Below are 19,381 nucleotides of genomic sequence, written 5' to 3'. Positions count from 1 at the left end.
TGTCAAAGGACTTTTGACATAAAGTGGTGTATAATAGATTTTGAGGTGGTCAAATGAAAATTATTGTATTAAACGGTTCTCCAAAAGGCAATCAATCTGTTACACATCAGCATATACTCTTTTTAGAAAAGCACTTTAAAAATGCAGAATTTAAACACGTTCATATAGGTAAACGACTAAAAACAATGAAGGATGAGGTGCTTGATCAAGTCTTAGAGGATATGATTTCAAGTGATTTGATAGTATGGACATACCCGGTTTATACATTTTGCGTACCTTATCAACTTATGGCCTTTATCAACAGGCTATCTAAACATAAAGATGTTTGTCTTTTAAAGGGCAAACATACCACCCAATTTTCGACATCTAAACATTTCTATGATGTGACGGCATCTGATTACATAAGAGAAATCTGTCACATGTTTGAGATGAACTACCTATCTGGCATGATGGCGGATATGGAAGAAATGCTTACAGAAAAAGGCCGTTATCATATGATCAGCTTCTTTGATCAAGTGACAGATCAAGTTGAAAAACACCTCTTATACCCACTGCCTAGAGAACATAGAATTTCTTTGTATGATTTTGATTACAAACCTGTTCCAGAACCGGAACCTAAATCAGGCAATATTTTGATTGTCTACAATGGTCAAGCGTATTCAGAAACCATACGTCAGATGATTTTGGCTTTTGAAAACCTGTGTGAATATGAAGTCCACCGCTTGGATACATCCAACATCCATATACAAGGTCCTTGCATGGGTTGCTTGGATTGTACCTTTACAGGTCACTGTATCTACAGGGATGGTTTTGAAAAAATCTATAGAGAAAAGATTATGAAAGCAGATGTCCTCGTATATGCCAGTGACATAGAAAACCACTATATGAATGAAGACTTTAAACTCATGGATGACAGGGCCTTCTTTAATGGTCACCGGGTCAATTTAGAGTCAAAAGCAGTTACATATCTTTTAAATGGTGGACTTACTTATGAAAGAAACTTAAAGACCTTGATAGAAGCCAGAGCTTCTGTCGGTCATATGGTTTATATAGAGCCAGTAACAACGGAATATGAAGATATTCTAGGTCAAATCAAACGCCTTGTTTATGATGTGTCTTACTTCATGGAAAAGAGACCTTATGCAAAGGCTTCATTTTATGAATCAGGTGGCATGAAAATCTTTAGAGACCTTGTCTATGAGATGAGAGCGCTTATGCATGAAGACCATGCGTATTATAAGAAAAACAATCTTTATGATTATCCAAAGCCAGACTACATTAAAAACTTCTTTTTAATGCAGTCTTTCAAGTGGATGTCTAGTCCTAAGAGATTTCATAAGATGAAAGATCAAATGAACAAGAAGATGTTAGAGAGATACAAAGAGATTTTGGAGGAAAAGTAATGAACGATTTATTCATGAAAATGAAACTGATAGATGACCAGGTAGAAATGGGCAAGATGATGTCATGTGATGGCCTTACTTATCACGGCAAGGTCTTTTGCTTTGAGTATAAAGATAAGATGGTCTTTAAACTGGGGAAGGGTTATGACATTAAAAAGCACGGCATAGAGGAGTTTGAGTATTTAAATCCCTTTAAAAATAAGGGGCCTATGATGGCATGGTTTGAAGTTAAAGATCATTATGCAGACAAATATGAAAGCCTTGCAAAAGTAGCTTTGGAGGTTATGAAGGGTGCTTAAAAGATTTGGCGTATATATCATCATGGTCTTACTCCTTGTAGGCTTTTATTTAAATAAAGATGTCCTTCTTTTTATACATCAAATGAATCAAAGTGATTATACTTCATACCAGGGGCAGTTAAGAAACGATGATTTTACCTTTGACCATGAGTTTGATAAAAACTTTCATCGATTGGGTTTAAAGGTCATCGGTAACCATAAACTTCATCTAGAAATACTGATAGATGATAAAATCTATTTGGCTCTACCTGAACTTAAGGATACATTTTTTACTTTAGATAAAAACATAGATTCACTTGAGTTAACCCTAAGTGATTATATGAAAGCCTATGGCTACTTGTACAATCACTTAGTCTATTCAGACGGTCAGTTCTTACTGGAAATAGATGCTTCAGACTTAGATGATTTATCAATAGATACCATGGAAGTATCTATTAGAGATCAGTTTTTAGCTTATGGCTTATCCCTACCAGAGGGACAGATTAAGTTTGAGAAAGACTTGGAAAGTTTTGAGTTAGATATATGGATGGGGAAAAATCATCTTGTAGGTGACTATGAAATTGGACCTGAGATAAAGGTGCCTAATTATGAGATTACAGACGCTCAGCCTCTCAAGGATACCTTAGAAGAGTGGGTAGATGCTTTAAAGGATTTGATGGATTATGAAGGATAGCAAAAACAGTTTCATACTATTTGCATTAGCCTTTACACTGATGCTTGGACTGCTTTACACGACAGAACAGTACAACGAAACCATGACCCTACCAGATCGAAAGATTGATTATGGGGCTGATGTATTTGATGCAGCTGATATTTTTGAAAAGGACGAAGTGGCAGCATTTGCCTCTGAGATGTTTGAATTTCAAGGCATACGGTCAGGGATTGTTGATATTGCAACAACAGGTTTTACCAAAGAAGACTTAGGTGTGGAAGATGCTGTTGTTTACATCACTGAGGTAATTTTAGAAGATGGGGCTCAGGTATCCTTTATAGAACCTGATACTGAAGCGGTTGATATGTACAATGCCATATCATCAGACAGTTTGCTTGTGGTAATCGTTAAGGATAAAGAAGGGGTAAGGTACATCATCCGAGAAGGTGATGATGACTTTGAACGTTATAAAAGAGCCCTCTTAAAGGAAAAAAGATCCATACAGATCACCAAACTGACCAACTTGGATATGCTCTTATCTGAAGCAAAGCTTATCGGTAAATATGATGCCTATTTAGGTTCTGAAGATAATTTGATTAGAACCTCTTCTATTTATCATAACGAAAAGGATAATTACATGCTCATGTTATCCAAAGATAAGTTGGATGTAGAATACTTTTTAGTGGATGCAGATGTGGATATGTATTTTGATCATATATATGAACTTGGAAGTGAATTTTTAGAAGTTAAGGGTTATGTTACATCTAACGATTTAGACCACCTCATGTATAGGTCCTTTTTAAGGATGGTGGACATAGATACAGATTATTTTGAGACGAAGTTTAAAGAAGACTTGTTGATAATAAAGAGAGTGAAGGAGTAAGAATGACCAATAAAATGGGCACCATGCCAATCCCAAAGTTAATCATGACCATGTCTTTGCCGGCTATCATATCCATGATGGTACAGGCCCTTTATAACTTCGTGGATTCACTATTTGTTGCACAAATTGGTGAAGAAGCTTTAAAGGCTGTATCTTTAGCTTTTCCAATCCAGTTGATCCTTATATCCGCTTTTGTTGGCTTGGGTATAGGTATCAATTCATCTGTTTCAAGAAAACTGGGTGAAGGTGATTATAAAACAGCTGTCAATATTGCAGAACATGGTTATTTGCTAGCTTTTGTACTATACATATTTGTTGCTATTTTAGGTGTTTTCTTTGTAGATGACTTCTTTTCATGGTTTACAAAAGATCCTGTGGTCCTTTCATATGGTATCACTTACGCCAGAATCATTCTAATATTCTCATTTGGTCGTATATTAGCTCAAGCAGGTATGAGTATTTTACAGGGATCCGGCGAAATGAAAAAGCCTATGGTGGCTCAGTTGATTGGAGCCATTACAAATATCGTTTTAGATCCTATTATGATTTTTGGTCTATTTGGTTTTCCGAAAATGGGTGTTGCAGGTGCGGCCATAGCAACTGTCACAGCTCAGTTTATTTCCATGATTTACGTCTTTATAGTTCTTTTTAAAGGCAAGAATTATATAAAACTGGACTTAAAGAACTTTAAGTATCAATCAAGTATCACTAAAAAAATATTATTAGTGGGTTTACCGGCAGCTATTATGCAGGGACTGGTTGCCGTCATGCTGACAGTCCTCAATAAGACTCTTTCTAATATTGACGAAACTGCAGTGGCAGTGCTTGGCATCTACTACCGCTTGCAGTCACTTGTCTTTATGCCTGTCTTTGGTATCTCCCAGGGGACCATGCCTGTTATAGGCTATAACTTCGGTGCAAAAAACAGGGATAGATTGACAGGTGCTCTTAAGTTTTCTGGCTTACTTGCATTTTCATATATGATGCTTGGCTTTATTGTTTTTCAAGTCTTTACAGAAGGACTTTTAATGATGTTTAATTCAACGCCTGCCATGTTATCAATTGGCATGGTAGCTTTTAGAAGAATCAGTTTGATGTTTCCTCTAGTGGCTATAAACATCGTCATATCTACTTCTTTTCAAGGTATGGGCAAGGCCCATTACAGTATGATTGTGACTTTCTTAAGACAGATCATCATACTTTTACCTTTGGCATCGTTTTTAGGTAACACCTATTCCTTAGATGCTTTATGGTACGCTTTTGTTGTAGCAGAATTTTTAGGTTTATTACTGGCGCTTTACTATTATCAAAGTGTATATCGCCAAACTTTGTACAAATGGGATGCAGTGGAGGTTTAAATGAAATTAGTATCTTGGAATGTTAACGGCCTTAGGGCTGTCTTGAAAAAGGGATTTATGGACTACTTTAATGAAGTGGATGCCGATATCTTTTGTCTGCAGGAGATTAAGTTGCAGGAAGGTCAGATAGAATTAGAGCTAGAAGGTTATCACAAGTATTGGAACTACGCTGTCAAGAAAGGTTATTCAGGAACAGCTGTATTTACAAAAGAAGAACCCATCAGTGTGACTTATGGTATGGGGATAGAAGAGCATGACCAAGAAGGTCGTGTGATTACTGCTGAGTATGAAGACTTTTATCTGGTAACATGTTATACGCCGAATTCAAAACGTGACCTACTAAGACTGGATTATAGAGAAGTATGGGAGGACGACTTCAGAGACTATCTCAACAAGCTTAAAGAAAAGAAGCCTCTTGTCTTGTGTGGTGATTTAAATGTAGCCCATAAAGAAATAGATCTTAAGAATCCAAAAACCAATAGGAAGAATGCAGGTTTTACAGATCAGGAAAGACAAAAGATGACCAGCTTGTTAGAGTCAGGCTATATTGATACCTTTAGGTATCTAAATCCTGAAAAGACAGATGCTTATTCTTGGTGGTCTTATATGAACAATGCAAGAGAAAGAAACATCGGTTGGAGAATTGATTACTTTATCGTCTCAGACAACTTTAAGGACAGAATCAAAGACGCTGAAATACATGCAGATACAATGGGTAGCGACCATTGTCCAGTTGTACTTTATATCTAGGAAAAGATTTCTTTTCCTTTTTTTTGTAATTTCATTATATATGGTATAATATGGCTGGGGGGTATAAATGGTTGAAGAAAGAAAAGAATTGATAAAGGAGACCTCAGTAGTAGAGACATCCTATGTGTATGATATAGTAAAAAACAGCAAGGTGGTTGTTTTTGAATGGACTTTAGATATAGATGTGCCAACCAAGTATGTGTCAAAGAACATTGACCAATTTGGTTACAAGCCGGAAGACTTTTATCAGGGACCTCTAAAAGACTTTTGGCTGTTTGTTCATCCAGAAGATCGAGACCGTGTTAAAGATGAAGTTTATGATGCTAGAAAACTAGGAGATACATTTACACACCAGTATCGTATCTTAACCAAATCAGGCCAAACTAGATGGGTGGAAGAACGTATTCAATATGAGAAAGAAAATGGGACTTTGTCATCTGAAAAGGGTATAATATTAGATATTACTGATAGAAAGAACTTGCAAATAGCACTTCAAAGATCTAAAGATAAGTATGAGAGAATATTTGAAAATTCCAGTGTCATTATTTTTACAATGACTTTAGATGGTAAGGTTCATACCATCAACAAGATGTTTGAAAAAACCTTAGGTTATGATAAGAGCTTCCAAGGCCATAACATATCGGAGATTCTTATCAATGATCATGCCTTTGACTTATTAACAGATTTAAGTGGCAACTCCAGTTTTGATATTGAAGTGCGCTGTAAAAGTAAACAAATAAAAACTCTGAATATTTCAACAAATATGATTGATACCATTGGAGAAGAAATAGAGATTGTTGCTGTTGATGTTTCAGAGAAGAAAAAAGATGAACAGAAGATCAGATACCTAAGTTATCATGATAAACTGACCAATGTTTACAACCGTGCTTATTTTGACGATTTGATTGACAAGTATGATAGAAATAAACGTTATCCATTTTCAATCGTCATTGGTGATATCAATGGCCTTAAGGATTTAAACGACCACTATGGTCATAAAAAAGGTGATATGCTGATAAGGCATATGGCCGATATTTGTGTGAAATCATGTAGAGATGGCGACTATGTCTGTCGTATCGGTGGCGATGAGTTTGCCATCGTTTGTCCAGATACTGATGAACAGGCTGCTTCTAGTATCTGTGAAAGAATCAGACACCTGTGTTCTAACACCTATGTAGACTATGTGGGTTATCCGTCTATAGCACTAGGTCATGCAACCAAGTCATCGGATGAAAACAGTGTGGATGAGATCTTTAAACATGCTGATAACAACATGTATAGAAACAAGATGACCTACAGTGAATCTTCATCGGGTATGTTTTTAAAGGCCTTGCAACTGACACTAGAAAAAAGTGGTCATGAGGAAAAAGAACATCTTGATAGGGTCAAACATTTTGCCTTAATGCTTGGAAAGGCGATAGACTTAAATCAGAGTGATATAGATGATTTAAGTGTGGTTGCCAAACTACATGACATCGGCAAAATTGGTGTGCCTGACGAGATTCTTAATAAAAAAGGACCTTTAACAGAAGAGGAATATGAAGTCATAAAAGGCCATGCCTACTTTGGCTACAGCATGTTAAAGGCGACACCTTCGACAATTAGGATTGCAGAGTATATACTTTATCACCATGAATGGTATAATGGAACAGGTTATCCTGATGGTCTTTCTGGGGAAAATATTCCACTGATATCTAGAATCATCCAAATAGCTGATGCTTTTGCAGTTATGATAGATGGTGCAGTCTATAAAGCCCCTCTAACTAGAGAACAGGCCATTAAGGCATTAAAAGACAACAGTGGCAGTCAGTTTGACCCTAACTTGGTAAAGACATTTATAGATATGATGGAGTAATTATGGACATTAAAGTAAAAAGTTACAATCACTATAAACAAGAATCAAAGTACTCACTGGCATTGATATACACCATGTTGTCTATGCTTGTTTGTGTCTTGTTTTCTATATCTTTTATTGCAATCGGAGCAACTTTAGCTGCTTTGATTCAATTAATAGGTGCTTTTGTTTTTATGATTGTATCAGGACTTTTAAGAAGAAGGATAAATATTTTGACAAGGTATATTTCTATGACCTTGTCTTTGATATTGGTTTTTATCAACTCGACCTTTATGTTTGGACCGGGTTATGGCTTTCAATATCAGCTTTTTCCCTTTTTAGTCGTGATATTTTTACTTTTGGATTACAACCTTAAAATTGAAAGATGGAACATATACGCTATTTCCATCATTACAGTCACCATGTTTTTTATCATTCAATATGTGCCTTTCAAACCGATATTTGAAAATTACATGATGTATGAATCTTATTACTTTGCCATATCACTGGCCTTTTCCTTTATAGGTATGCTGGTTCTCTTATTTTATTTATCTAGAGAGATATTCGCTGTTAGAGATCAGCTTTACAGTCTGGCTACGACAGATGCTTTAACGGCTCTTTATAACAGGAGAACCTTTATTAAGAGGGGACAGGAAGCCTTTAAAATAGCTGAAAGAGGTGGCAATCACTTTTCAATCATTATCTTTGATATAGACTTCTTTAAGTCGGTTAACGATGAATATGGTCATGTCATTGGTGATGTTGTCTTAAGGTCTATTGCCAAGCATGCCAAAGATTCTTTAAGAGAAACAGACCTACTTGCCAGGTATGGTGGGGAAGAATTTGCTGTACTTCTTCAAAATACTTCTCAAGACCAGGCCCTTGTGGTTGCAGAAAAACTACGAGAACGTATAGAAGCATTTGAAGTAGACGCACAACCTCATAAGATCAACAGGACCATCAGTTTAGGTGTTATGGGTTATCACTACTCGATATCATCATTTGATGAACTTATTGATAAGGCTGATAAGGCCATGTACAAATCTAAGATGATGGGCAAGAACAGGATTACTTTATACAATATGACAGATCCCTTTTACAGGGAAAGGAGACTGAATGAACATAGAAATAAAACACTTTGATGACTTATCAACAAAGGACTTGTATGAGATCTTATATTTAAGATGTAAGGTCTTTGTTGTGGAACAGGCTTGTACTTATCAGGATTGTGATGGCAAAGACACAGATGCCTATCATCTCATGTTAAAAGAGGATAAGCTAGCTGGCTATTTAAGGATTTTAAGACCGGGTGTTTCTTATGAAGAAGTAGCCATTGGTCGAGTGGTTGTAGATGAAGATTACAGACATCTTAAATTTGGCAAGAAAATTATGAATGAAGCCATTTCATTTATACTTTCTCAGGGCTATGATGCCATTAGGATTTCAGCCCAGCTTTATCTGAAGGACTTTTATCAATCCCTTGGTTTTGAAGTTGTATCAGATATGTATTTAGAAGATGACATAGAACATATAGAGATGTTGTATAAAAAATCGTGATTTGAAATCACGATTTTTTTAGTCTATAGCTTGTTATGATTTTGTATTTTATCAGCCATACAGTAAAGAGCGTAAAAAGTGGTATGATGATTACCATACTTGGTGGAAGTAAATAAATGGTAAGAACTGATATTAGAAAACATACAAATAGAAGTAGTGTTTTAATCAAATGACCATTTGTCAGTCGTATGGCATTGATGATATAATCCTTGGAAGAATTGAAATCCATTAGACCTCTTAAAGTAAATAGAATGATGGTTGTCATTAAAAGCTCAAAACCAATAAATAGGGCTAGATAAATGATATAGCCAAGGTTGTTGATGTACATAAACAATAGCGAATAAGATAGGGCTAGGTTTAAAAGACCAAGTGGTATCCAGATCAAAGAGTTTTTGAAGTCTGATTTAAAACTCTTGATAAAGGTTTTTATGATATAGCCATTGTCTTGAATAATTGAATTGTCTATTGTATAGCAAGCTGCTGAAAAAGCCCCACCGATACCAATGCCCAGTGTTAAAATGGATGTTAGGATGGTCAACAAGCCAATTAAAACACCATCAAAACATCCAGTGGCTAATCGATATAGCCGGCTATTTATACTCATAAATTTCATTTTATTACCTTTCTTTTGACCTGTATTGAAGTGGTGTTAAACCAACCTCCCTTTTGAATGTACGATTGAAACTCGTAACAGCATAGAAGCCTACATTTTGACTGATTTCACCTACAGACAAGTCTGTTGTTTCCAATAAGACCTTGGCCTCATCAATCCTTAAGTATTTGATGTAAGAGACAAAGTTGACCTTGGTCTGTTTCTTAAAATAATGACTTAAGTTAGAAGGTGTCATACCAAACTCACCTGCAACATCTGATAGAGAAATCTCATAGTTTGAATAATGCTTGTTGATGTAAACTAAGATAGAAGTAATCAACTCTTCTTGCCTATCTTCTGATTTTTTCTTAGTAATGGTATCTAATGTTTCGTCTAATGTTTTTATGATTTCATCAATGCCATAATGAGCTGCAAGTATCTCTCTTAGGAAGTAGTCTGCATCAAGGAGATTTTTCTCATTGTCTGAAAGATGAGAGTACATAATGTTAAACATATCGTAGCTTAAGTGCTTAATGGCTGATGGACTTTCCTCTTTATTAAGATGTTCTATAAGTTTGTCATAGACTTTATAGGTTTTCTTTTGGTCTTTAACCAATAAGGTTTTTTTAAATTCTACAATAAGTTTAGCCGGATACAAGGTATTGTTTGAGATTGGTGGCAAAACATCATAATAGAAGATGCCTTCAATGGACTTAAGTGTCTGATATTCGATGACTTTAATGGCCTGATTATAGGCAATATTTAAAGAATCAACGGCATCAAAGACAGTAGAAACGCCAATAAAGCAATCTAGACTTAGTTCCTGAGATAAATAACTAGAGATTAGACGTAGGTAATTTTTCACATCATCCAAATGGTCATAGGAAGTTAGCCAAATAAGCGAATCCTTTTGCATCCCTCTACAGAAGTAACCATTTAAGTCTGTGCTTTTAATCTCTGACAGAGATTCTATGATTTGATTGTCCAGATTTCTTTTAAGTTTAATGACAGCGATGGAAAAGTGCTGGCCTCTTAGACTAACACCATAGTGACTAGCTATAGAGTTAAACTCATCTATAGATGTCACTTGATTATTGATGATTTGCCTAATCATAAACTCCTGTAGAGCAGGAATACTTTGGTCCATTTTTTCTGACATGGTCTTATTCTGATCAATCAAGTGTTTGATATTGTATTGTATCAATTGATAAGCTTCTAGATCATGCTCTTCGTCCATGTTAAAGAGTTCTATTAAAGCATTGATTGGGCGGTAATTAATTTTACTTAGGCCGTATGATATCAAGAAACCAAGTAAGAGAAGGGAGATAACCAAGATGAGTGATTCCATCTGGAGCTTCTCAACATTTCTAAAAAACGTTTGATAAGGCAGTAGACTGACATAGGAAACAGGGAATAAGCCATCTGACTTTACTGTGAAGATATAATCTATGCCGTCAATGGTTACAATTTCAGAGCGTTCAGAAGCATCCTTACTGAGTAAATACTGAATCTCGTTATCGAGATTCTTTTTATTTACATGACTGAGTAGGAGCTGGTTTTCATTGTATAAATAGTAGTCGTAATCATAATCGCCTGCTGATAATTTGAAAATATCTACAAAAGTCTTTTCTGATATTAAAAAGACATTAGAGGTATCGCTTAGATAATTGGTTGGCATTATGATGGCAAGTAGCTTTTCTGCTTGGCCATTATTAAACCTAAATGTATCAACAGGTCGAAGGGTGATCTTTTCAGTTGAGGTCATATCATGTCTAAGTTGATCAAAGGACCACCCACTAAACTCGAAGTAATCCTTGTTCAAATAAAGAATACCACTTTTATTTAAGATCATGTCATTGTCTCTGATGAAGATAAAAATGTCTTCTAAAAACTTGTTAGATGAAATATAAGAAGACAAGCTTGTTTTGCCTTCCATTCTGTTTAAAGGTCCATCATCCAAATAGAAAGATGAAAGTTTTGGGTTGTCAGAGATAGAGACATAAGTCTTTAGCATATCTTCAAAATTCATATCAATGGATTGCTGTATAGAAGTGAGTTTATTGTGACTGTCCAAGACGGCTTGTTCTTCAATGGCTTTATTTAGCTTTGGATAATAGTATCCGAGAACAGCAAGTACTGGAATCATAATAACAACTATATGAGATATCATCAGTCTCTGGAAAAATGAGAAATACTTTTTCATAAGAATCCTTTCTTCTTTCTGTATTTGTAATATATATGACGTGAAAACGTTTGTCAAGGTCATAAAAAATACTTTCGTCTTTTTAAAAGTTGTCAGAAATTGAATGACCTAAAATGTGCATTTATCAAGGGTTTGACTCGATGTGATAATCCTCTTTTCAAGAATTGATAAGGCTCAAATTTTGTTAATTGAAGACCAAAAGGAATTGAGATAAATTGTTGTTAGCTGGTCAATGACATTTGGCCCAAGAAAAGGAGGAGAAGTAAAAGCATGAGTATTGCAAGGGAGGATTATTCAGAAACATCTTTACCAATTAATGAAAGATTTGTTTCAGGAGTAAAAAGATTCTTAGGTGCTGTTGGCTTAGAGTTAAAAAGAAATTATCAATTGTATTTGATGGTTTTACCAGCAGTCTTATTGATCTTTATATTCAGATACATTCCTATGTATGGTGTACAAATCGCATTTAAAGATTTTGTGCCTACCAAGGGAATAACAGGAAGTGAATGGGTGGGGTTTAAACATTTTATAAGATTTTTTGAGTCTTATAACTTTTGGGACATATTAAAGAACACCTTAGGACTGAGTCTTTATCAGCTGATTGTAGGCTTTCCATTTCCAATCATATTGGCATTGATTTTAAATCAGATCAAACACAATCCATTTAAAAAGATGGTGCAGACTGTAACTTATATACCTCATTTTGTTTCAGTTGTGGTTGTAATTGGTATGCTGACTTTGTTCACCTCACCAGATAAGGGGATTATAGCACATTTATTTACCATGTTTGGTATGGAGCCAATCAACTTTATGGGAGAGGCTAAATGGTTTAAATCCTTGTATGTGTTTTCTGGTATCTGGCAAAGTGCAGGTTGGGGTTCTATTATCTATCTAGCAGCATTAGCAGGTGTCGATCCATCTTTGTATGAAGCGGCATCTATTGATGGGGCGTCAAAGTGGCAAAAGATACTTTACATTGATATACCATCCATCGTACCTACAGCCATTATCTTATTACTGCTAAATACAGGTAAGTTGATGTCTATTGGTTTTGAAAAGGTCTATCTGATGCAAAACCCATTAAATCAGTCAACGTCGGAAATTATTTCAACCTACGTCTATAAAATGGGTTTATTGAACTCTCAGTACTCTTATTCAGCTGCAATAGGTTTGTTTAATACAATGATTAACTTTGTTTTACTTATTACACTCAATCGTATTGCTAAAAAAGCGAATCAGACAAGTTTATGGTAGGAGGCAAAATGAAACTTAAATCAGTAGATAAATTTACAACTGTTGTGATATACCTCTTAGCAGGTATTGCAGCAATTATGGCCTTATATCCTATATACTTTGTTGTTATAGCTTCCATCAGTTCACCGGATGCTGTTGAAAATGGCTTGGTTTACTTATGGCCAAAATACATTACTTTTGAAGGGTATGAAAAAGTTTTTCAGGATGCAAGAATCTGGATGGGTTACAGAAATACCATATTCTATACACTTGCAGGAACGGCTATCAGTTTGCTTGTAACTTTACCAGCAGCATTTGTTCTGTCAAGAAAAGACTTTAAAGCCCGTAACACAATTATGATGATGTTTGTTTTTACCATGTTCTTCGGAGGTGGTTTGATTCCAACATACTTATTGATAAAAGATTTGAATCTCTATAACACTATTTGGGTCATGATACTGCCGTTTTCACTTAACGTATACAATTTGATTATTGCTAGATCATTCTTTGAAAGCTCCATACCAGAATCCTTAGGTGAGGCTGCAAAGATAGATGGTTGTTCTGATATCAGATTTTTCATATCGATAATTTTACCATTATCAAAGGCAATCATAGCAGTTATCTTACTTTATTATGCGGTTGCCCAGTGGAATGAGTACTTTAAAGCGCTTATCTACTTAAGAGATGAAAATCTTCAAACACTACAGATTGTTTTAAGATCTATTTTGATACAGAACCAATCATTTGATGGCTCGGCAGCTGAAGGTTTTGCAGAAACACAAAACCTCTTTGACTTGATTAAGTATGCTGTTATTGTTGTTTCTACAATTCCAATCATCATGGTTTATCCATTTGTACAGAAGTATTTTACAAAGGGTGTCATGATCGGTGCAGTAAAAGGTTAAATTTTGGTATGATGTCTATAGTATAATAAAGGTAGAGATCATAACAATATTTATATAGGTTATTGTTTAAATATTAAAAGGTGGTTAGAATGAAGAAATTTGTAACGTGGTTATTGATTTTATCACTGTGCCTAACATTCGTTGGATGTGGCGGTGGTAATGAAGCAGCCGAAAGTACGACAGAAAAAGTCGTGGATGATAACTTTAATGCAGAAGGCTATCCTGTTGTTAAAGAACCAATTGAGTTAAGCCTAGTATTTAACTCACATCCTAACACATATGAATTAACAGAAATGGAGTCATTCCAAGTTATTTCTGCTAAGACAGGTGTTAACATCAGTGTAGAAACAATCCGTTCTGGTTGGGATGAGAAGAAAAACTTAATCTTAGCTTCTGGTGATTTACCGGATGTTTTCTTTGGTGTGGGTTTATCAGATATAGATATTTTAAACAACAAAGATTATTTTGTAGACATGGCACCATTAATTGAAAAATATGCGCCAAATATTCAAGCTATGTTTGAAAATGATCCTTTAACAAAAAAGATTTGTACAGATCCTGATACAGGTGCTATCTATGCTTTACCTAGTGTTAGACCATTTAGACCTAAAGTGGCAGATACATGGTTTATCAACAAAACATGGTTAGATAACTTAGGTTTAGAAATACCACAAACTGTAGAAGAGTTTGAACAAGTATTGATTGCATTTAGAGACTTAGATCCAAATGGCAATGGTGAAAAAGATGAAATTCCATTTAACTTTGATACTTCAGGTAACAACTTTACATGGAGAGGTTTACTTGGTTCATTTGGTGTAACAAATGATAGAACTGGTGAACAAGTTCAAGTAAGAGATGGTAAGGTAGAATTTATCTTAACTTCTGAAGGTTACAGAGATGCTGTTTCATATGTAAGCAAATTATACAGTGAAGGTCTGGTATACCCAGAGATTTATACTCAAAGTAACTATATGGCTTCAGGTAAGGCAAGTGATATTGCTAAACTTGGTGTAGGTGTACACTGGCAAGCTGAAAACCTATTTGGTCAATGGACGGATCAATATGTTGTTTTACCACCGCTTGAAGGTCCAAATGGTGACAGACAAGTACTTAACAGTGGTGTGACAGAAAAGTATAAGAAGAATGTTATCGCTATGACTTCTGTTAATGAAAATGTAGAAGCAACTATGCGTTGGATTGACGAGTTGTATGCAGAAGAGAACTCTATTCAAATGTTCTTTGGTTCTATTGGACCAGCGATTGAAAAAACAGATGCAGGTTATAAGGTGTTAGATCCACCAGCAGACCTTAACTTAAATGCAGGTTTGTGGAAGTGGACAGCCGCTCCAGCTGATAGAGCACCACTTTATTGTTCTGAAGAACTAGAAAATAAGACAACAGTACCAGAATTCCATTTGGTTAAGTTATCTTATGAAGAAGGCATGGAAGATTTTATTGAACCACTTGAGAACAACTTCCCAATGGTTACATGGTCACCAGATGTTGCAGTTGAACTTGCTACTCTAAAGAATGACATTTACACATATGCGCAAAATATGACTGCTAAATGGATTACTGAAGGTGGTGTAGAAGAAGACTGGGATCAATATATTCAGGAAATTGACAAAATGGGTTATGAGCGTCTGATGGAGATCTATCAAGAAGCTTACGATAAATTCATGGCAAATTAAATTCTACGGATGTTAGCATTTTGCTAACATTCGTTTTATGTAAGGAGAAAAAAATGAACGTTATATATATACACACGCATGATACAGGAAGGTATATTCAGCCTTATGGTGAACCTGTTGAAACACCAAATTTGATGAGATTTGCAGAGTCAGCGACACTTTTTAGAAATGCCCACTGCGTTGGCCCAACCTGTTCACCTTCAAGGTCGGGCCTGCTGACAGGCATGTCACCTCATAACAATGGCATGCTTGGTCTGGCCCACAGAGGTTTTCAATTAGATGATTATGAAAAACACTTGGCCAACTTTCTAAAAAGAAATGGTTACAAGACTGCTTTATCAGGGATTCAGCATGTAGCACCTGATGAGGGCATGATTGGTTATGATCATATTCTAGGTTGCTCTGATAAGTCGGTTTCTAAAAATGACAGGGACATGATGAATGCAAAAGCTGCTTGTGACTTTATCAAGTCAGAACATGACAAGCCCTTCTTTTTATCTTTTGGCATGTGGAATACACACAGAAAGTTTCCAGAACAAGATAAGTACAATCCTGACTATGTAAAAGTACCTCATCCAATCATGGATACAAAAGAAAACCGTGAAGATATGGCCAGATTCTTATCCTCAGCTCATTTTATGGACACATGTTTTGGTCAGGTTTATCAGGCCATTGAAGAGGCGGGACTAAGAGATCGAACCATTTTGATATTTACAACAGACCATGGCATAGCCTTTCCACATATGAAATGTAACCTAACCGATACAGGTACAGGTGTATCTTTGATTATGGATTTTCCAAGTAATCATTTAAAGGGGAGGGCGACGGATGCACTTGTGTCTCATATTGATTTGTATCCTACCATTTGTGAGCTTTTAGAAGTGGATAAACCAGAATGGTTACAAGGAAAATCTATGTTGCCTATTTTTTCTAAAGATGAGGCTATCAATGAATTTGTTTATTCAGAAGTATCTTATCACGCCGCTTATGAGCCTAAAAGGGCCATCAGAAGTAATCGATATAAGCTGATCAGACACTATGACATTCATAAGAAACCTGTTCCATCTAATATTGATAACTGTCCATCTAAGGATCAACTTGTTGAAAGTGGTTATTTAGAGTACACAGTATCAAGAGAGAGGTTATATGATTTATACATCGATCCTCTTGAGCGTGTCAACTTAATAGATGATGCCTCTTATCAAGGCATCTATGAAAGTCTTTTAGACAACCTGACATTTTGGCAAGTTCAAACAGACGATCCTATCCTTTTAGGGCAAGTGGCTAAACCGGATGGTGCCATCGTCAATCGTCTAGACTGCATCAGTCCCGAGGCCGATGAATTTGAAGAAGATGGCATAAGGTAGGTGGCTATGAATCAGGAAAAAATATTTTTAGATAATGAATGCCTAAAAGATCCCTTTGTAAGGGTTGAGGAAAAACAACTTGAACAAGCTGCTTTTAATTTAAGTGTAGATTTGCAGTCAAACAACAAACTCATAGATAAGATGATTGCTATTGCTTTTTCAGATATTGAGTCCAATATGGTAGAGGATAATGAAATAACTTACTTTGGGGCTGGAAGAACCTTTGGCAAAGCAGTCTTTACAAGAGATATCAGTTTATCGGGTGTGCTATCACTTAACAAATATTACCCAAAAGTTATGTTAGATTCTTTAAAGTACACCAGACAGGCAAGGCGACATACAGGCTTTGATGTGGATCATAAGGACTATATTGTAGAGGGCATACAAGCACCTTGGAGAGTAACCGAAGATAATCCCTATCACTGTGGTTCTATTACAAGAAGGTCTGATGACGTCATATGGCTTTGGGGGATGTGGGACTTGATACAAGAACATCAGATGCTGGATCAAATCCCATACCTATATGAAACGGGTAAGTGGTTCTTTGAAAACATATATGATTATTTTTATGATGATACAGACGGCCTTTACAGAGGACAGGCTGTATTTGTAGATGTACACTTTCCCCATATGAAATCCAATGGTTATCCACTTGATTGGACCATAAGTGATTGTGTACGTATCAAGGCCTTATCTACCAATGCTGTTTATAAACATGGTCTTGATATAATGGCTAAAGCTGCAGATTATCTAGGACTTGAAGAAAAAGCTTATTGGCTAGAAAAGTCTAGTCATCTGAAAAAAAGCATCATAAAACATTTAAGCTTAGAAGACAAATGTCTCAGCTATTACAAAGATGGATCTGGTCAGCTAAGTTTACAAAAGGATGCCTTAGGCATTGCCTTTGCGATTTTACACGATGTGGTTGATGATGAGCTTTCAAAAGTCTTGCTCAATGATTATCCTATGACACCTTATGGCATCCCTTTATTAAGTCCCTTCTTTAAACATGTCAAGGTTTATAAAGATATACCTGTCATTCATGATGGTATTTATCATAATCTGACAACATGGGGCTTTGTAGATGCTTTTTATTTACAAGCTTATGAAAAAGCCTATCAAATGTCTACAGCAGCCACAAGCTTAAAGATGATAGGTAGAATGTGTATGGCGTCTAGTTTTTACGAGTTGGTGGACTTTAATACCAAGTTGCCAATTGGGTCATCCCATCAACTTTGGACAGCAGCTTCCTTTATCAACGCTGCTGATAGACTGGATTTTATAAGGAGGCTAGGATGAAGCAAAATGTAATATGGATATTCGGAGATCAACATAGGGCTCAGGCTTTAGGGATAAATGGTGATGAAAATGTTTCAACACCTCACATCGATACACTGGCAAGACTTGGGTTAAATTATACAAGAGCGGTATCTGGCTTTCCTTTATGTTGTCCATTCAGGGGATCTCTTTTAACAAGTAAATACCCACATAAATGTGTGCCAGGACATGAATATGCTCTTGATGAAAATACTCGTACCATTGCCCATGCTTTTAACGACAATGGCTATCACACAGCTTATTTTGGTAAGTGGCACTTAGATGGCTTTGAAGAAAAAAACATGAAAGACCATGATTGTAACAGCCAACTCAATCTTGGAAGAGCTGTTTTTCATGTGGTACCGCCTCATAGACGAGGTGGCTTTAAAAGATGGTATGGCTATGACAACAACAATTCTCCATGGGATACATGGGTTCATGGTGGTGAAGGCAAAGAGACGGAAAGTATCAAACTGGATGGTTATGAAACAGACTGTTTAACAGATATGCTGATAGAGTATTTATCAGAGAAAAAAGATGACAACTTCTTTGCTGTCTTATCGGTTCAACCACCTCACAACCCTTATGTTGCACCAAGTGATTACCAAAAGAACTATTCTCCAGGCAAAATAAAGTTTAGAGAAAACGTACCCAATATTCAGTCGATAAGAGAAACAGCTTCAAAGGACTTAGCTGGTTATTATGGTCAAATAGAAAATCTTGATGACAATGTTGGAAGAATTCAAATAGCACTTAAGGACCTGGGTTTATCAGAGTCAACTCATATCGTTTTCTTTAGTGATCATGGTGATATGCATGGCAGTCATGGGCAATTTAAAAAGACCAATCCTTATGAGGAATCGATTAGAATTCCATTCATAATTGGTGGTGAAGCCATGAGATATAATGGTCGACTAAATGGAGAATGCGACGTGCCACTTAATCATGTAGATATTGCACCTACAACACTTGGCTTATGTGGTTTAGACATACCTGATTGGATGGAAGGCACCAATTATGCCCACTATCGAATGAAGGGCAGAACAAAAGACAATGAGCCGACATCTGCTTATTTGCAGTCTGTTATTCCAACAAGGCATGGTGACTCTACAGATTTACCCTGGAGAGGCATAGTGACCATCGATAATTGGAAGTATGTTTGCTTTGAAAATACAGTTTGGCTTATGTTTGATTTAAATGAAGATCCTTATGAACTTGTGAATCTTGCGCATAATACCAAGTACCTGACTAAGAGGAAAGAACTGAATGATGAGCTTCAATCATGGATAGATAAGACGGATGATAAGTTTACATTACCAATTATAGAGGAGGTGTAA

Annotated in this window: 17 protein-coding genes; 15 read left to right on the top strand and 2 right to left on the bottom strand. The window is 36.0% G+C overall.

The window, feature by feature from the left end; all coding sequences use genetic code 11:
- Positions 1-53: 53 nt before the first annotated feature.
- The 9 genes from EZV73_RS08650 to EZV73_RS08610 all read left to right on the top strand — a co-directional run bounded on the left by EZV73_RS08650 (position 54) and on the right by EZV73_RS08610 (position 8,736).
- Positions 54-1,403 carry an NAD(P)H-dependent oxidoreductase gene (locus tag EZV73_RS08650; RefSeq protein WP_240839870.1) on the top strand — a complete coding sequence of 450 codons (1,350 nt, stop codon included), beginning with the start codon at positions 54-56 and terminating at the stop codon, positions 1,401-1,403.
- Positions 1,403-1,702, top strand: coding sequence for a hypothetical protein (locus tag EZV73_RS08645; protein WP_240839869.1), 300 nt, complete (start codon positions 1,403-1,405; stop codon positions 1,700-1,702). Before EZV73_RS08650 ends, EZV73_RS08645 begins: the two co-directional genes overlap by 1 nt.
- Positions 1,695-2,375, top strand: a complete 681-nt coding sequence (locus EZV73_RS08640; protein WP_240839868.1) for a hypothetical protein — start codon at positions 1,695-1,697, stop codon at positions 2,373-2,375. The genes EZV73_RS08645 and EZV73_RS08640 overlap by 8 nt, the downstream gene beginning before the upstream one ends.
- Entirely contained in the window at positions 2,365-3,237 is an 873-nt protein-coding gene (locus EZV73_RS08635; protein ID WP_240839866.1) for a hypothetical protein, read from the top strand. The genes EZV73_RS08640 and EZV73_RS08635 overlap by 11 nt, the downstream gene beginning before the upstream one ends.
- A gap of 2 nt (positions 3,238-3,239) precedes the next feature.
- Positions 3,240-4,595 carry an MATE family efflux transporter gene (locus tag EZV73_RS08630; protein ID WP_240839864.1) on the top strand — a complete coding sequence of 452 codons (1,356 nt, stop codon included), beginning with the start codon at positions 3,240-3,242 and terminating at the stop codon, positions 4,593-4,595.
- Complete coding sequence (locus EZV73_RS08625) at positions 4,596-5,345, top strand: exodeoxyribonuclease III (RefSeq protein WP_240839862.1); 750 nt, start codon at positions 4,596-4,598, stop codon at positions 5,343-5,345.
- Between the two features lie 67 nt (positions 5,346-5,412).
- Positions 5,413-7,200 carry an HD domain-containing phosphohydrolase gene (locus EZV73_RS08620; protein ID WP_240839860.1) on the top strand — a complete coding sequence of 596 codons (1,788 nt, stop codon included), beginning with the start codon at positions 5,413-5,415 and terminating at the stop codon, positions 7,198-7,200.
- A 2-nt stretch (positions 7,201-7,202) separates the two neighbouring features.
- Positions 7,203-8,321 carry a GGDEF domain-containing protein gene (locus tag EZV73_RS08615; protein ID WP_240839859.1) on the top strand — a complete coding sequence of 373 codons (1,119 nt, stop codon included), beginning with the start codon at positions 7,203-7,205 and terminating at the stop codon, positions 8,319-8,321.
- Positions 8,296-8,736 (top strand): GNAT family N-acetyltransferase, encoded by a 441-nt coding sequence (locus EZV73_RS08610; protein WP_240839858.1) that lies wholly within the window; start codon positions 8,296-8,298, stop codon positions 8,734-8,736. Before EZV73_RS08615 ends, EZV73_RS08610 begins: the two co-directional genes overlap by 26 nt.
- Positions 8,737-8,743: 7 nt before the next feature.
- On the opposite strand, the gene EZV73_RS08605 is transcribed toward EZV73_RS08610, so the two are convergent.
- Both EZV73_RS08605 and EZV73_RS08600 read right to left on the bottom strand, forming a co-directional pair.
- Complete coding sequence (locus EZV73_RS08605) at positions 8,744-9,349, bottom strand: DUF624 domain-containing protein (RefSeq protein WP_240839857.1); 606 nt, start codon at positions 9,347-9,349, stop codon at positions 8,744-8,746.
- Positions 9,350-9,353: 4 nt separating this feature from the next.
- Complete coding sequence (locus tag EZV73_RS08600; RefSeq protein ID WP_240839856.1) at positions 9,354-11,531, bottom strand: response regulator transcription factor; 2,178 nt, start codon at positions 11,529-11,531, stop codon at positions 9,354-9,356.
- Between the two features lie 270 nt (positions 11,532-11,801).
- Here EZV73_RS08600 and EZV73_RS08595 point away from each other — a divergent pair, with 270 nt between their 5' ends.
- The 6 genes from EZV73_RS08595 (at position 11,802) to EZV73_RS08570 (ending at position 19,381) form a co-directional block, all read left to right on the top strand.
- Positions 11,802-12,785: a sugar ABC transporter permease gene (locus EZV73_RS08595; RefSeq protein WP_240839855.1), complete on the top strand. Its 984-nt coding sequence runs from the start codon at positions 11,802-11,804 to the stop codon at positions 12,783-12,785.
- Between the two features lie 8 nt (positions 12,786-12,793).
- Positions 12,794-13,669, top strand: coding sequence for a carbohydrate ABC transporter permease (locus EZV73_RS08590; protein ID WP_240839854.1), 876 nt, complete (start codon positions 12,794-12,796; stop codon positions 13,667-13,669).
- An 89-nt stretch (positions 13,670-13,758) separates the two neighbouring features.
- The gene (locus EZV73_RS08585; protein WP_240839853.1) at positions 13,759-15,360 is read left to right on the top strand and encodes an extracellular solute-binding protein; all 1,602 of its coding nucleotides are present in this window, start codon (positions 13,759-13,761) and stop codon (positions 15,358-15,360) included.
- A 53-nt stretch (positions 15,361-15,413) separates the two neighbouring features.
- Positions 15,414-16,727, top strand: coding sequence for a sulfatase (locus EZV73_RS08580; protein ID WP_240839852.1), 1,314 nt, complete (start codon positions 15,414-15,416; stop codon positions 16,725-16,727).
- A gap of 6 nt (positions 16,728-16,733) precedes the next feature.
- Complete coding sequence (locus tag EZV73_RS08575; RefSeq protein ID WP_240839851.1) at positions 16,734-18,026, top strand: amylo-alpha-1,6-glucosidase; 1,293 nt, start codon at positions 16,734-16,736, stop codon at positions 18,024-18,026.
- Positions 18,023-19,381 (top strand): sulfatase, encoded by a 1,359-nt coding sequence (locus EZV73_RS08570; RefSeq protein WP_240839850.1) that lies wholly within the window; start codon positions 18,023-18,025, stop codon positions 19,379-19,381. The genes EZV73_RS08575 and EZV73_RS08570 overlap by 4 nt, the downstream gene beginning before the upstream one ends.

The organism is Acidaminobacter sp. JC074 (assembly GCF_022496765.1).
Lineage (GTDB): Bacteria > Bacillota > Clostridia > Peptostreptococcales > Acidaminobacteraceae > JABXKX01.
Note: the sequence above shows the minus strand (reverse complement) of the source record. Positions and strands in the feature narration are given on the sequence as shown.

What these genes read in the sequence shown, in the direction of transcription:
- EZV73_RS08575 (WP_240839851.1), top strand. Translation starts at nt 16,734, where the DNA reads ATGAATCAGGAAAAAATATTTTTAGATAATGAATGCCTAAAAGATCCC.
- EZV73_RS08650 (WP_240839870.1), top strand. Translation starts at nt 54, where the DNA reads ATGAAAATTATTGTATTAAACGGTTCTCCAAAAGGCAATCAATCTGTT.
- EZV73_RS08590 (WP_240839854.1), top strand. Translation starts at nt 12,794, where the DNA reads ATGAAACTTAAATCAGTAGATAAATTTACAACTGTTGTGATATACCTC.
- EZV73_RS08620 (WP_240839860.1), top strand. Translation starts at nt 5,413, where the DNA reads ATGGTTGAAGAAAGAAAAGAATTGATAAAGGAGACCTCAGTAGTAGAG.
- EZV73_RS08635 (WP_240839866.1), top strand. Translation starts at nt 2,365, where the DNA reads ATGAAGGATAGCAAAAACAGTTTCATACTATTTGCATTAGCCTTTACA.
- EZV73_RS08615 (WP_240839859.1), top strand. Translation starts at nt 7,203, where the DNA reads ATGGACATTAAAGTAAAAAGTTACAATCACTATAAACAAGAATCAAAG.
- EZV73_RS08600 (WP_240839856.1), bottom strand. Translation starts at nt 11,531, where the DNA reads ATGAAAAAGTATTTCTCATTTTTCCAGAGACTGATGATATCTCATATA.
- EZV73_RS08645 (WP_240839869.1), top strand. Translation starts at nt 1,403, where the DNA reads ATGAACGATTTATTCATGAAAATGAAACTGATAGATGACCAGGTAGAA.
- EZV73_RS08605 (WP_240839857.1), bottom strand. Translation starts at nt 9,349, where the DNA reads ATGAAATTTATGAGTATAAATAGCCGGCTATATCGATTAGCCACTGGA.
- EZV73_RS08625 (WP_240839862.1), top strand. Translation starts at nt 4,596, where the DNA reads ATGAAATTAGTATCTTGGAATGTTAACGGCCTTAGGGCTGTCTTGAAA.
- EZV73_RS08595 (WP_240839855.1), top strand. Translation starts at nt 11,802, where the DNA reads ATGAGTATTGCAAGGGAGGATTATTCAGAAACATCTTTACCAATTAAT.
- EZV73_RS08610 (WP_240839858.1), top strand. Translation starts at nt 8,296, where the DNA reads ATGAACATAGAAATAAAACACTTTGATGACTTATCAACAAAGGACTTG.
- EZV73_RS08585 (WP_240839853.1), top strand. Translation starts at nt 13,759, where the DNA reads ATGAAGAAATTTGTAACGTGGTTATTGATTTTATCACTGTGCCTAACA.
- EZV73_RS08580 (WP_240839852.1), top strand. Translation starts at nt 15,414, where the DNA reads ATGAACGTTATATATATACACACGCATGATACAGGAAGGTATATTCAG.
- EZV73_RS08570 (WP_240839850.1), top strand. Translation starts at nt 18,023, where the DNA reads ATGAAGCAAAATGTAATATGGATATTCGGAGATCAACATAGGGCTCAG.
- EZV73_RS08630 (WP_240839864.1), top strand. Translation starts at nt 3,240, where the DNA reads ATGACCAATAAAATGGGCACCATGCCAATCCCAAAGTTAATCATGACC.